The organism is Paenibacillus sp. FSL R10-2782, assembly GCF_038592985.1.
Lineage (GTDB): Bacteria > Bacillota > Bacilli > Paenibacillales > Paenibacillaceae > Paenibacillus > Paenibacillus terrae_C.
The window spans coordinates 2,535,229-2,550,711 of sequence record NZ_CP151951.1 but is presented as its reverse complement, the minus strand read 5'-3'; the positions used below and the strand labels follow the sequence as shown (position 1 = coordinate 2,550,711).

The following is a 15,483-nucleotide window of genomic DNA, read 5'->3' as shown; positions in this document are numbered from 1 at the left end:
GCCGCCGCCCTCTGCACACGCAAAGTGAAATCATTGTATTTTAGAAAACTGATTTAGAAAACAAAGTCGATGGAATCCGGTGAAAAGCCTTCCGGCTTCTCGTCGGTGGAGGTCACCTGAATATCGCTTAACAGCAAATCCGGGTTGGCCCCTACCTGTGACAGGATCGCTATCAAATCTCCCGTTAATCGTTCAATAGCGTCTGCTCCAAACAGCTTCGTGCAATATTCGAAGGAACCCTTGATCACCCCGTCTTCATCACTCATGGACAAGGTAAGATCGAATTTGGAGATATTATGCTCCTGAACATACGGACTGAAGGACAGGGTCTCAAGCTTCGCTTCCTGCGACTCTATATTTTGCAGTACAAACATGGTGTCAAACAACGGGTTACGGCTTGCATCCCGTGCTACATCCAGCTTTTCCACCAACTCTTCCAATGGATAATCCTGATGCTCGAAGGCTTGCAGTGTACGATCTCTGACTTCCAGCAAGTAGCTGTGGAATGTTTGGCTGCCCTTCGGCTGATGCCGGATGGCTAGCGTATTGACGAACATTCCGATAAGTGGCTCCAGTTCAGGCAACAGGCGGCCTGCTACCGGAGTACCGATGACCAAATCGTCCTGACCGCTGTATTTGGACAACAGAACGGTGTAGGCGCTCAAAAGTACCATGTACAGCGTACTTCCGGTCTGAGCCACAATTCGGTGCAGCTGCGCGGATACATTCGGGTCAACTGTAAAATCATACAGTGCGCCCTCGAAGCTGCGAACAGCAGGTCTTGGATAAGCAATCGGCAGATCCAGTACCGGTAACTCTCCGGCTAAATGCTCCAGCCAGAAGTGTTCCCGACGTTGATATGACTCACGCTGCATTTCCTGCTGCTGCCACACGGCAAAGTCCTTGTACTGAATTTGCAACGGCTCCAATTTCTGTCCCTCGTACAGCTGTACCAGCTCCTGCACGATATTGTCAGACGATACACCATCCGAAATAATATGGTGCATATCGTACATCAAAAAGTGGCGCTCTGATCCGGTTTGAATGAGACGAACGCGCAGCAGCGGTGCCTGCCGAAGATCAAAGCTGCGTACAAATGACTCGATATACGCTTCGGCTTCGTGTTCACTGACCTGCAGGCGTTCTACAGCAAATTCAACCTGATCGTAAACTCGCTGAACGACCTCACCTTCCACCATTTCAAAGGAAGTACGCAACGTTTCATGACGCTCAATTAACTGACAGAACGCAGCCTCCAGTCGATCTGCCTGGAGCGGACCTTCCACCGTTAGCACACCCGGCATGTTGTAGCTGACATCCCCGCCTTCCAGATGGCTCAAAATGTACAGCCGTTTTTGAGCCGAGGAAACCGGGTAGTAGGCCTGTTTCGCCGCCGCAGGGATCACCGTATAGGTGTCTGTGCCGTGCGTAGCTATCAGTTGGGCTTGCTGCTCAATCGTAATGTGCTGGAACACCTCACGAAGTGTAATCCGGCTGTCCAGCTCCTGATGGATTTTGGCCACCAGCGTTGTTGCCCGCAGGGAGTGTCCACCCATGTCGAAGAATGAGTCGGTAACTCCTACGCTGGACAGCTTCAATACATCCTGCCAGATTTGAGCAAGCTTGGCTTCAAGTGGCGTCCGCGGCGCAACGTACTCCAGGCCTCCTTCGAGGCGTGCTTCCGGCGCAGGCAACGCCTTGCGGTCGATTTTTCCGCTTGGGGTCAGCTGGAAGCGATCCAGTTGTACAACATACGTCGGGATCATGTAATCCGGCAGCTTAGGCTGCAGTGCGTTGCGCAGCTCCGGCAGACTCAGCGGTGCTGTGGCTACGATGTAGGCACACAGGTCCTTGTGTCCGTCTTCGTTTTCCCATGCCGTGACCACGGTCTTCTGAATGCCGTCCACGGTCAGCAGTTGTGCTTCCACCTCACCCAGTTCGATCCGATACCCCCGAATTTTCACTTGGTGGTCGATCCGGCCCAAATACTCGATGCTGCCATCCGGCAGCCACCGTGCTAGGTCGCCCGTCCGATACATGCGATGGCTATGAACATCTGGAGCTTGTTCAGCTTCCAGTGAAGCTGAGGCGAACGGATTCGGGAGGAACTTCTCTGCCGTCAGTTCCGGCAGATTCAGATATCCTCGTCCTACACCTGCCCCCCCGATATAGAGCTCACCCGCGATACCGATCGGCACCAACTGTTGTCTGGTGTTGAGAATATACACGGACTGGTTCGCTATCGGCGTTCCGATGGATACCGTGTGCTCACCTTTTTCCAGCAGCACGTTTAGGGCTTCTACATCTTCAATCGTATAAGCTGTCGCATCTACCGTCGTTTCGGTCGGACCATACACATTGGTAATCATCGGGCGGTACCCGGACCACTTGTGCAGGAACACATTGACCAGTTGTACAGATAATGCTTCGCCTCCGATCAGGTAATGCTTCACTTCTGGCGCTTCCGTCACGCTGACGCTTTCGTTCAAAATATGCAGATGCGCAGGTGTGCCGTCTGACAGGTCGATCCGGTGCGTGCGGTAGTAGGCGATCAATTGCTCCCCGCTCAGGCTTACGTCACGGGATACCACATGCAAGGTATGGCCTAACAGCAAGCTGGCAAAGATTTGCTTCACCGAAGCGTCAAATACAAATGCCGACAGCCATGCGACATGAAGCGGCTGCTCATAGTGGCTGTATACCCGCTCAGATAAAGCATCTACCAGATTGCTGACACTGCCCTGCTCAATCATGACCCCTTTCGGCTGGCCGGTTGTACCTGACGTGTAAATCATATAGGCCAGGTTGTGCGGGCCAACAACAGGGACCAGGTTGCTCGCATCCTGTACATTCAACTGAGTCTGAACGTCCTCGTCATCAAGGACTACAGCCTGTACTGTGGATGGCAAGCTGAGTGATAGCTGGGCGACTCTGCTTGTAATCACGACCGTTGCCCCACTGTCTTGGAGCATGTAGTCGATGCGTTCCTGCGGATACATGCTATCCATCGGCACATACGCGCCTCCAGCCTTAAGTACCCCCATAATGCACACCAGGATATCCGCAGAACGTTCCAGCAATATACCTACCGGTTGATCTGCTTCGACCCCTTTCTCCCGTAACACACGGGCTAATCGGTTCGCTTGCTCGTTCAGCTCAGCGTAGGTCAGTTTCGTGTCCCCAGACACGACCGCTACCCGCTCAGGACTGCGCTTCGCCTGCTCTTCAAAGCGTTCGCTGAGCGCACGACCTTGTGCTCCTCCACGCACGCTATGCGCGTTCGGATCGTTGAACACCTTCAGAATCCGCTCGGTTTCTTCCGCCGTTATCAGCTCCAGCTCACCCAGCTTCGCATCCGGGTTCGCTGCCACGGCTTCGGCCAAACGAATGAAGTGACGTGTCATCCGTTCTACGGTTTCCCGTTGATACAACGCGGTTGCATACTGCAATCCGAACTGAATACCTGCCTCTTCCTCTCTGGCTTCCAGCGTCAAATCAAACTTGGCTGGCGTTTGTTCCAAGCCGTATGGACGGAAGCTAAGGTCTGCCAGCTGCAGTTCGCCTTCCTCAGTGGTTTGCAGCGTAAACATCGTATCGAACAACGGATTGCGACTCATATCCCGCTTCACATTCAGCTTTTCCACCAGTTCCTCAAATGGATAGTCCTGATGCTCGTAGGCTTGCAGAGCATGAACTTTCACTTCTTCCACATAGCTGCGGAAGGTATGCTCCGCCGTTGGATAGTTCCGTAATGCCAACGTTCCGACGAACATCCCGAGGATCGGCTCCAGATCCGCATGTGGTCGTCCTGCAATCGGCGTACCGACCACAATATCCTCTTGTCCGCTGTATTGATGCAAGAGCGCAGTGTATGCCGCCAGCAGCACCATATACAGCGTGGAGCCTGTGTGCGCCGCCAGTTCTTTCAGGCGTTCGCTAACTTCATGCTCCAGTCCGAACACGACCGTATCCCCTGCCGTATTTCGTACCGCCGGACGGGCAAAGTCCGTAGGTACATCCAGCACAGGCAACTCACCCCGGAAGGTGTCGAGCCAGTACGCTTCCTGACGCTGCATCCACTCCTGATGGGCTTCGCTTTGCTGCCATACCGCATAATCCTTGTACTGAATCCGCAATGGCGATAGCTCTTCACCCTCATACAAGCGGACAAATTCATCGGTCAGTATGCCCATGGACACACCATCCGAAACGATATGATGCATGTCGAGCATGAGCAAATGCTGCAATTCTTGCTCTGCTCCTTGAACGCCCAGGTCTACCAAGCCTACCCGCAGCAGCGGCGCAGCTTCCAGATCGAACGGACGGACAAAGCGTCGCACCTGCTCTTGTGCTTCCTTGCTAACCATCGTGTCCGTATCTGTAATCGTCGCACCCTCTGCCCGTACCTTTGCATATTCCACCTCGAATGGCACCGTGTCCTCAATCCATTGCATCGGCTCACTGTCCACCAGTTCAAAGCGGGTACGCAAGGTCGCATGGCGGGCGATTAGTTGACGGAATACGTCTTCTACTCGTTTCACGTCCAGCGGACCACTCACTTGCAGCACGGACGGCATGTTGTAGTTCACATCATTCGGGTCGAACTGATGCAGCACATACAGTCGTTTTTGCGCCGAAGACAACGGATAGAAATCACGGGTTTCCGTTACCGGAATGGAAGCATACACCACTTGATCCAGACTTTCCAGAACCGCTGCCAGTTGTTCAATTGTTGGTGCTTCAAAAATACTGCGCAGTGGAAGCGGCTTGTTCAGCTCCTTGTGAATCTTCGAGGCCAGGGTTGTCGCACGCAGCGAGTGTCCGCCAATCTCGAAGAAGTTTTCCTTCACGCCGACCTGCGCCAAGCCCAGTACATCCTGCCAAATTTGTGCCAGCTTCACTTCCACCCACGTCCGCGGTGCGACATAATCCGCTCCGCTTTGCTGGCTGTCTTCCGGTGCTGGTAGTGCCTTGCGGTCGATTTTGCCGTTCGGTGTCAATGGCATGTGCTCCAGCTGTACCAAATACGAAGGCACCATGTAATTTGGAAGCTCCGCGCCCAGTAAGCTGCGCAGCTCTCCTGCGTTCACTTCCCGTTCAGCAACATAGTACGCCACCAGTTGATTTTGCCCCTGCTCGTCCGCCTGGGCCAGCACAATGACCTCTTGCACATCTTCCACTTTCAGCATTTGGGCCTCAACCTCGCCCAGCTCGATCCGGTAGCCCCGGATTTTGACCTGATGGTCGATCCGGCCTAAATATTCGATATTGCCATCCGGCATCCATCTCGCCAAGTCACCCGTACGGTACATCCGTTCATAGCCCGCTTCGCCAGCCGCAAACGGATTCGGTACGAATTTTTCAGCCGTCATTTCTGGACGATCCAGATAGCCACGGGCCAGACCCGGACCAGATACACACAGTTCACCCGCTACGCCTATTGGAGCCAAATGTCCATGCACATCCACCATGTATACCCGATGATTCGGAATAGGACGTCCGATGGAAATCAGTTGGCCTGCTCTCTCGTCTTCGGATACCGACCAAACCGACGTTGCTACCGAGTTTTCGGTCGGACCGTAACCGTTGTAGTACGCCACCTGATCCTTCCACTTGTGCACCAGCTCTGTTGATGATGCTGATCCGGCAGTGAACAGAGTACGCAGGTTCGGCATATGCTCCGGTTCCAGATACACCGCATAGGTCGGTGGTAATGTCGCCACCGTAATCTGATGTTCTTTCATGTAATGCTCGAATCTCTCATAGTCCAAAATCGTCTCTGACGTTGGCACGTACAACGTAGCTCCGCAGAACAGTGCCTGGAAGATTTCCCAGCAAGCCGCATCAAACGAATAGCTGGCGAACAATAACGCATGATCCGACGTGCTGATCCGAAGTGTCTGGTCAAAATACGTTTTCAGATTGCACAGCCCGTGATGCTCCAGCATTACACCCTTCGGCTGACCCGTCGTACCTGACGTATAAATCACATACGCCAGATCGTTTGGCCCGGACAACGGCTCCAGATTGGAACCATCCTTGTGATACACACCCTGTGCCCCATCCAGCACCAGCACATGGCCGTCAAAAGCTGCTTTGTCCACCAGATGGCTTTGCGTCAACAACAGCTCTGCCCCTGAGTCATCCAGCATGTAGCGGATACGCTCCTCTGGATACGTCGGATCAATTGGCACATATGCGCCCCCGGCTTTCAAAATCCCGAAGATGCCCACAATCATGTCTACCGAACGCTCGGTCATCAGACCCACTAGACGATCCTTCGTCACGCCTTGACTGCGCAAGGTACGAGCCAGACGATTCGCACGTTCATTCAACTCACGGTAGGTCAACTGCTCTCCTTCGAAGAACAACGCTGCCTGCTCCGGTGTCTGCGCTGCTTGTGTCTCGAACAAGCCATGGATCGTCTGCTCGCTTGGGTACTCAGCCGCCGTATTCCCCCATGCACCCAGAATTTGCTCTCGCTCCTGCTCGCTTAACATATCCAGCTCATGTACCCGAATGTCCGGATTCGCTACCACCTGCTCCAGCAACTGCACCAGATGGCCCTGAGTCCGTTCAACGGCTTCACGATCATAGAGCTTTGCATTGTACTCAAATCGGATTTTCATCGCTTCCTGCGGAATGACGAGCAGATTGAAATCATAGTTGGTTTGTTCAATCATGCCTGCGTTGCTAATTTCAAAATCCGATTCTGCACCTTCGCCAAGCTGCTCGACCTGCTCCTCCACCGGATAGTTTTCAAACACGATAATGTGGTTGATCAGGTCTTGCTTTTGCTCGCTTAAGGCTTGAATTTCATATAGCGGATACGTTTCATACGCTTGAGAAGCCAGCGCCTGCTGCTGATTCGCTTTGATCATGTCGGCAAAGGTTTCCTCAGCTCCACTGCGAATGCGTACCGGGATGGTGTTAATGAACAAGCCCACCATATTTTCGATACCCGAAATATCAGCCGGACGACCAGACACTACGCCGCCAAAAACAGCGTCGTCACTACCGTTGTACTTTTGAAGCAGCAAGCCCCATGCCGTTTGCAATAATGTATTCGTGGTCACGTGGTGCTGCTTGGCAACCATTTCAATGCGGCCTGTCAAATCCTTGCCCAGATCGCACAGCACATGCTCAAATTGTGCACCGTCCGCTTTCACGCCTACTTTTCCGGTCGGAATCGAAGTTTGCTGATCATAGTCGAGCAAATAATCCTTCCAGTATGAAGATGCAGCCTCTACATCCTGTGCTTCAAGCCACTCAATATACTGACTGTATGGAGTAACTGGGGCAAGCTTCGGTTCCCTATGCTCGACGGCTGCAAAATAAGCCTCAAACACCTCATCCGTTACCAACGCCACACACCAGCCATCCATCAAGATGTGATGAGAGCTCCACACAAAATAATAATCCTCATCACCTGTTCGTAAAATCGCCACGCGCATCAATGCATCACGGGACAAATCGAATCCGGCTGCCTTGTCTTTACGAATAAATTCCTTCACATACGTGTCACGCTCCTGCTCATCCAAATGACGCAGATCTTCATATTTGAAACCAATATCCTTGCGGCGGAAAATGACCTGCACAGGCTCATCCTGCCAACCACTGTAGAAATTAGCTCTAAAAATCTCATGCCGCTGCGCCAAATGATTCAAGCTATCTTGGAAAATATTCGCCTGGAAGCGTCCGCGCAAATCAAATGTCGTTTGTTCAAAATAAGCACCTGACTCTGCATCCATCAGACTATGGAACAGCATACCTTTTTGCATCGGCGTTAACGCATATACATTTTCCAGTTCGCCAATGTCACGAGTCCGCTCTACCAATTGATCCAGCTCAGCCATGGTTACATTTTTAAGCATTACATCGCTTGGGGTCAGCTCCTGCTGTTTGCGGCCTGCGCAATGCGCAATGATTTCCCGCAAGCTAGTTCTGAACTCCTCGGCTAGCTGCTCCATCGTCTCACGGCGATATTCCTGATTGCTGTAGCTGATCGTCAATTGCAGTTCGCCCTCGGAAATCATTCCATTAATGTCTAGCGTGTGCGATCTGGCTGCATGTGCGCCAAGCTCTTCACCGCTGGAGTAATGAGATACGTCAATGGATTGATTTTGCATATCTTGATCAAATTGTCCTAAATAGTTAAAACTGATTTCAGGTTCGGTTACAAAACGCTCTTGCTCACGTGCGGCGGACAGGTATCTCAAAATACCGTAGCCAATACCCTTTTGCGGGATGCGACGCAGCCCTTCTTTCACATTTTTGATGCACTGTGAAAGGCCTTGTCCCACGCTCATATCCAGCACAACCGGGAATTGAGTCGTAAACCAGCCAACGGTGCGAGTAATATCCAGCTCTGGCAAAATGGATTCCCGTCCATGACCTTCCAGGTTGACGAGCACTCGTCCAATGCCTGCCCAGCGATGAATCGTCATTCCCAATGCCGTAAGCAGCAAATCATTCATATCCGTGTTGTAGGCACGATGCGCCTGTTTTAACAGTTGCTCCGTTTCCTGAGCTGTCCACGTGGCAGTAACGATCTCGCTGTCCCTATTTAATGAATAGGACTGTGGCTGGTCTTTTGGAAGCGGCTCATACATTCCCTGTTCAATTTCTTGCCAGAATGCGAGTTCCGCTGCAATTTCCTGACCGTTCGCATATTGAGATTGTCCATCAGCCCAGATGCGGAACGAATCCGTTTTGTACGGAAGACGAGCCGCTTGTCCGTTCAATGCCTGCTCATAGGCTGTCGTAATATCCTCGAACAAAATGCGCCAGGATACAGTGTCCACCACTAAGTGATGAATCGCAATCAGCAAATGATCTCCATCTGGGCAATGGAACAGCCCCAGCTTCACCAGCGGTCCTTCACTCAAATCAATTCCAGCTTGAATTTCATTCGCTTTGGCCTCAATGGCCGCAGACACCTCAGTCTCATTGCGGAAGTCCGTCTGTTCCAGCGTGTACAGCTTACCCTCACCAATCGCACGGCTCCATGCTTCGTATCCGTGATCGGTAGGACGGAAAATGGTACGCAGCGCGTCGTGATGGCTAACAATTTGCTCCATCGCTGTACGCAATGCCGTTTCATCAAAACCGTCCTTGCTATGCAGCATGATGGACTGGTTATGGTGATGAGCATCCGTCAGGTTTTGCTCAAAGAACCATTGTTGAACAGGTGTCAGCTTCACAGCACCCACTACTTCGCTCTGATCTGCCAATCTTGTCACGGATTGGACTTTCAGCGCCAATGCAGACACCGTTGGATTGCTGAACAGGTCTTTCATGTTCAGTCGATAGCCTGCTTGCAGCAATCGGGATGATACCTGCAGCGCCTTGATCGAATCGCCGCCCAGCTCGAAGAAGTTATCCTGTGTGCCTACCGCTTCCACGCCGAGCACCCCGGCCCATACCGAAGCCAGCACCTGCTCTACCGTTGTACGCGGTGCCACATAGGCTGCACCTGTATGGATGCTGCCTTCCGGCTCCGGCAACGCCTTGCGGTCGATTTTGCCGTTGCTCGTCAGCGGGATCGTCTCCAGTCGCATCAAGCGTGCTGGCACCATGTGCGCTGGCAGCCCTGCTTCCAGCTCAGCCTGTACCTCCTCGATCCGCAGCTCCGCTTCTCCCGTGATATAGCCGCACAAATACTTGTGCCCACGCTCATCTGTCCGGTCGATCACGACCGCTTGACGCACGCCCGGCACCCGCTGGATCACGGTTTCGATCTCGCCCAGCTCGATCCGGTAGCCCCGGATTTTGACTTGATAGTCCATCCGGCCGATGAAGTCCACATTCCCGTCCGGCATCCACCGCGCCAAATCACCCGTCCGATACAACCGTTCACCCGGCACGTACGGATTCGCCACGAATTTCTCGGCCGTCAGGTCGGCACGGTTCAGGTATCCGCGTGCTACCCCGGCGCCGCCAATGCATAGCTCACCCAGTACGCCGACAGGCACCGGATTCAGTTGGCTGTCTACGATATAAAAGCGGGCGTTCAGCCACGCCTGACCAATCGGTACACTGCCGCTGCTTGGCAGCTTCGACAGCTCTTCATCGTAAAAGCTGGAGTCAATCGCCGCTTCCGTTACGCCGTAGCTGTTAATGATGCGAATATCTGCACCAAATCGTTCTTGCAGCACCCGGTAATCTGTCACGCTGCAGCTATCCGAGCTGGTGATCAGCAGCTCCAGACTGCTCATGTCCAGTCCGTGTTCATGCACATGCTGCATGAATGGTACGATCAAGGCCGGTGTCGATTCGAACACCGTAACCTGATAGTCACGAATCCAGCTGTACAGACGGCTTGGATCAATCCGGTCGTCTTTCGGGCAGATAACCATCGTTCCGCCGTTATAGAGCGCCCGTGCGATATCCCCGACGAATACGTCGAAGGAGAAGCTTGCCAGTTGCAGCAATCGTACCGGGAATTGGTTCAGACGGTAATCCCGGCGATATGCTGCAGCCGTATTCACCAAGCTCCGATGCTCGATCATGACGCCCTTCGGACGTCCCGTTGTACCGGAGGTGTAGATCACATACGCCAGATCCTGCGGCTCGTTGATGTGTTCGACATCTGTGGTATCCCCGATGTACAGCGACTCATCGTCCAGCGCCAGTACGGTCTGCAGGCGCAGTCCTGCTGCTGGTTCGGATATAGCTTGGCTTTCCTCCAGCCATACTTGTGCACGCTCCTGCAAGCCTGTTTGGGTCAGTAGCACCGTCGCGCCACTGTCCTCCAGCATGAAACGAATACGCTCCGACGGATAGTCTGCATCCAGCGGCACATATGCGCCTCCAGCCTTCCACACCGCCAGTACGCCCACCAGCATGTCCACCGATCGTTCGCTCAAGATGCCGACAATCGACTCGCGTCCAATGCCTTCATTTCGCAATCTACGAGCCAATTGGTTCGCACGCTCGTTCAGTTTGCGGTACGTAAGTTGTTGCTCCTCGTACACAACCGCCACGTGATCCGGGACAAGCTGCGCCTGTTCTTCCACAAAGGTATGGAACAGGGCTCCTGCTTCAACGGCAGCAACACCCGATACACCCACATCTCCAAAACCGTAGATGATTTGTGCTTTTTCCTCGACGGTTACCATATCCAAAGCTGCCAGTGGCTGCTGTGGATCAAGTGTAATCGCACGAACGAGTTCGGTAAAATGCTTGGCCAATCGTGCAATGGTTTCAGGCTTATACAGCACCGTGCTGTATTCCAGACTGCACAGAATACCTTCCGGCTGCTCTACTGCATCCAGAGTCAGATCAAATTTGGCAGTATTATTTTCCGTCGGATACGGCTTTAAGGTCAGACCTTCCAACTGCAACTCCTGCTGCTCAAATGTTTTCAACTCAAACATTGTGTCAAACAACGCATTCCGGCTCGTATCCCGTGTCAAATTCAGCTTTTCAACCAGCTCTTCAAAAGGATAGTCTTGATGCTCATAAGCACTGAGCGCATGCTCCTTGACCTCCTGCAGGTAATCGAGGAACGATTTGTCGCCAGACGGATAATTACGGATCGCCAACGTGTTGAGGAATACACCTATCAGGCCACCCAACTCCGCGTGTGGTCTTCCGGCAATCGGCGTTCCGACGATAATGTCCTCCTGCCCCGAATATTTATGCAAGAGCGTGCTATACGCTGCCAGCAACACCATGTACAAGGTTGATCCTGTTTGAGCGGCCAGCTGTTTCAACTGCTCGCTATCCTCCATGCTGATTGCAAAATCCAGTCGAGCTCCTTCTAGACGCTGTACGGCTGGTCTTGCAAAATCTGTTGGCATATCCAGCGCCGGAATTTCACCAGCCATGGTTTTCAGCCAATAGCTTTCTTGCTCACGAAGACGTTCACTTTGCATATCTTCATGCTGCCAAACGGCATAGTCCTTGTACTGGATGCGAAGTGGCGGCAGCTCATTGCCTGCATACAATTGAGAGAGCTCCTGCACGATAATTCCCTCAGTAACGCCATCCGAAATAATATGGTGCATGTCATAGAGCATAACGTGACGTTGCGGTCCGTTTTCCACCAACTGAACCCGCAGCAACGGTGCTTGCGCGAGATCAAATGCACGTACAAAGTCCAGTGCGTACTGCTGTGTCTCTTCTTCGCTTGCCTGCACATACTCCACGTTGAATTCAACACTTGGATCAATACGTTGAACAACCTCGCCCCCCACCATATCGAATCTGGTTCGCAGGGTTTCATGACGTGCAATCAGCTGGCGGAAGGCTTGCTCCAGTCGCGTTTTATCCAGGGAACCTTCAATAATCAAGGCTTCCGGCATGTTGTAGCTAACCTCTCCACCTTCCAAGTGACTCAAAACATACATCCGTTTTTGCGCCGAGGAAACTGGATAATATGCGCGCTCCTTCACAACAGGTATAGATACATACGTGTGCTGTGTCTGATGTTCACCCATCACCTGCACCAATTGCTCAATCGTCGGATATTGGAAAATATCTCGCAGCGCCAGCTTGTGATGCAGCTCCTGATGAATTTTCGCCACCAGTGTTGTGGCGCGCAGAGAATGTCCTCCCACTTCAAAGAAGTTATCCTTAATGCCTATCTGCGAATGGTTCAGTACACTTTGCCAGATACGTACCAGTTGCTCTTCCAGCAATGTCCGCGGCACAACGTACTCCGTGCCTCCCAAGCGTGCTTCCGGCGCAGGCAACGCTTTGCGGTCTATTTTTCCATTTGGTGTCAGCGGGAAATGATCCAGTTGTACGACGTACGTCGGGATCATATAGCCCGGCAGCTTTGGCTGCAGCGCGTTGCGTAGCTCCGGCAAACTCAGTGCCTCTGAGGCTACAAGATACGCACACAGGTCCTTGTTGCCATCTTCGTTTTCCCAGGCGGTGACCATGGCTTTTTCAATACCATCCACGGTCAGCAGCTGCGCTTCCACCTCGCCCAGTTCAATCCGGTAGCCCCGGATTTTGACCTGATAGTCCATCCGCCCGATAAAGTCAACGTTCCCGTCCGGCATCCACCGCGCCAAATCGCCTGTGCGGTACAATCGTTCACCCGGCACGTACGGATTCGCCACGAATTTCTCGGCCGTCAGGTCGGCACGGTTCAGGTAGCCCCGTGCCACCCCGGCTCCGCCAATACACAGCTCGCCCAGTACGCCGATAGGCACCGGATTCAGTTGGCTGTCTACGATATAAAAACGGGCATTCAGCCACGCCTGACCAATCGGCACACTGCCGCTGCTTGGCAGCTTCGACAGCTCTTCGTCGTAGAAGCTGGAGTCAATCGCCGCTTCCGTTACACCATAGCTGTTAATAATACGAGTAGCTGCACCAAACCGCTCTTGCAGCACTCGGTAATCCGCCACGTTGCAGCTATCCGAGCTGGTGATGAGTAGCTCCAGACTGCTCATGTCCAGTCCCTGTTCATGCACATGCTGCATGAACGGTACGATCAGGGCTGGGGTCGATTCAAACACCGTAATCTGATAATCGTGAATCCAGTCATACAGACGGCTGAGATCAATCCGGTCGTCTTTCGGACAAATGACCATTGTTCCGCCGTTATAGAGCGCCCGCGCAATATCCCCGACAAATACGTCGAAGGAGAAGCTCGCCAGTTGCAGCAGCCGTACCGGGAACTGATACAGACGGTAATCCCGGCGATACGCTGCAGCCGTATTCACCAAGCTGTGATGCTCGATCATGACTCCCTTCGGACGTCCCGTTGTTCCAGAGGTGTAGATCACATACGCCAGATCCTGCGGTTCGTTGATAGGTTCGATATCCGTGGTGTCTCCGGTGTACAGCGACTCATCGTCCAACGCCAGCATTGTCTGCAAGCACAGTCCAGTTACTGGTTCGGATGTTGCTTTACTGTCAGATGGCCAGTCTAATGTTAAACTCGGGTCTCCATGGAGGGTACCTGATTCCACCGTCTCAGCGCTAACCGCCGTTTCCAGTTGGCCCTCAGACTTCCGTCCGGCCAAGGCCCCTCGGCTTTCCTCCAGCCATACCTGCGCACGCTCCTGCAAGCCTGTTTGGGTCAGCAGCACCGTAGCACCACTGTCCTCCAGCATGAAACGAATACGTTCCGACGGATAATCTGCATCCAGCGGCACATATGCGCCTCCAGCCTTCCACACTGCCAGTACGCCGACCAGCATGTCTACCGAGCGTTCGCTCAAGATGCCAACAATCGACTCGCGTCCAATACCTTCATTCCGCAATCTACGAGCCAATTGGTTCGCACGCTCGTTCAGTTGACGGTACGTAAGTTGTTGATCCTCATACACAACCGCCACGTGATCCGGGACAAGCTGCGCCTGTTCTTCCACAAAGGTATGGAACAGGGCTCCTGCTTCAACAGCAGCAACATCCGATACCCCCACATCTCCAAAACCGTAGATGATTTGTGCTTTTTCCTCGACGGGTACCATATCCAAAGCTGCCAGTGGCTGCTGCGGATCAAGTGTAATCGCACGAACAAGTTCGGTAAAATGCTTGGCCAATCGCGCGATGGTTTCAGGTTTGTACAGCGCCGTGCTGTACTCCAGACTGCACAGAATACCTTCCGGCTGCTCCACTGCATCCAGGGTCAGATCAAATTTGGCAGTATTATTTTCCATCGGATACGAATTTAGAGTAAGACCTTCCAGCTGCAATTCCTGCTGCTCCAATGTTTTCAACTCAAACATCGTGTCAAACATCGCATTCCGACTTGTATCCCGCGTTAAATTGAGTTTCTCAACCAGCTCTTCAAAAGGATAGTCTTGATGCTCATAAGCACTGAGCGCATGCTCCTTGACCTCTTGCAAATAATCAAGATATGATTTGTCGCCAGACGGATAATTACGGATCGCCAACGTGTTAATGAATACACCTACCAAGCTCTCCAGTTCCGCATGCGGTCTTCCGGCAATCGGCGTTCCAACCACGATATCCTCTTGGCCCGTGTATTTATGCAAGAGCGCGGTGTACGCCGCCAGTAGCACCATATACAGCGTGGAGCCTGTTTGTGCAGCCAGTTCTTTCAGGCCTTCACTAACTTCAAGCCCCAGTCCGAATTCGATCGTATTCCCTGCTGTACTCTGCATTGCCGGGCGGGCAAAGTCGGTTGCCATATCCAGCACAGGCAGTTCACCCCGGAAGGTGTCGAGCCAGTACGCTTCCTGACGCTGCATCCACTCCTGATGGGCTTCGCTTTGCTGCCATACCGCATAATCCTTGTACTGAATCCGCAATGGCGATAGCTCTTCACCGTCATACAAGCGGACAAATTCATCGGTCAGTACCTCCATGGACACACCATCCGAAACGATATGATGCATGTCGAGCATGAGCAAATGCTGCGATTCTTGCTCTGCTCCTTGAACGCCCAGGTCCACCAAGCCTACCCGCAGCAGCGGTGCAGCTTGCAGATCGAACGGACGGACAAAGCGCCGCACCTGCTCTTGCGCTTCCTTGCTAACCATCGTGTCCATATCT

General features: G+C 52.9%; 1 protein-coding gene (only partly in view). It reads right to left on the bottom strand.

Going from position 1 to position 15,483, the window contains the following annotated elements:
* Positions 1 to 53: 53 nt before the first annotated feature.
* A protein-coding gene (locus tag NST83_RS11615; protein WP_342417691.1) for a non-ribosomal peptide synthase/polyketide synthase crosses the window boundary here: on the bottom strand, positions 54 to 15,483 show its final stretch. The gene runs 26,654 nt beyond the window's last position; the window shows 15,430 of its 42,084 coding nt (coding positions 26,655-42,084); its start codon lies beyond the right edge, outside the window; the stop codon is at positions 54 to 56.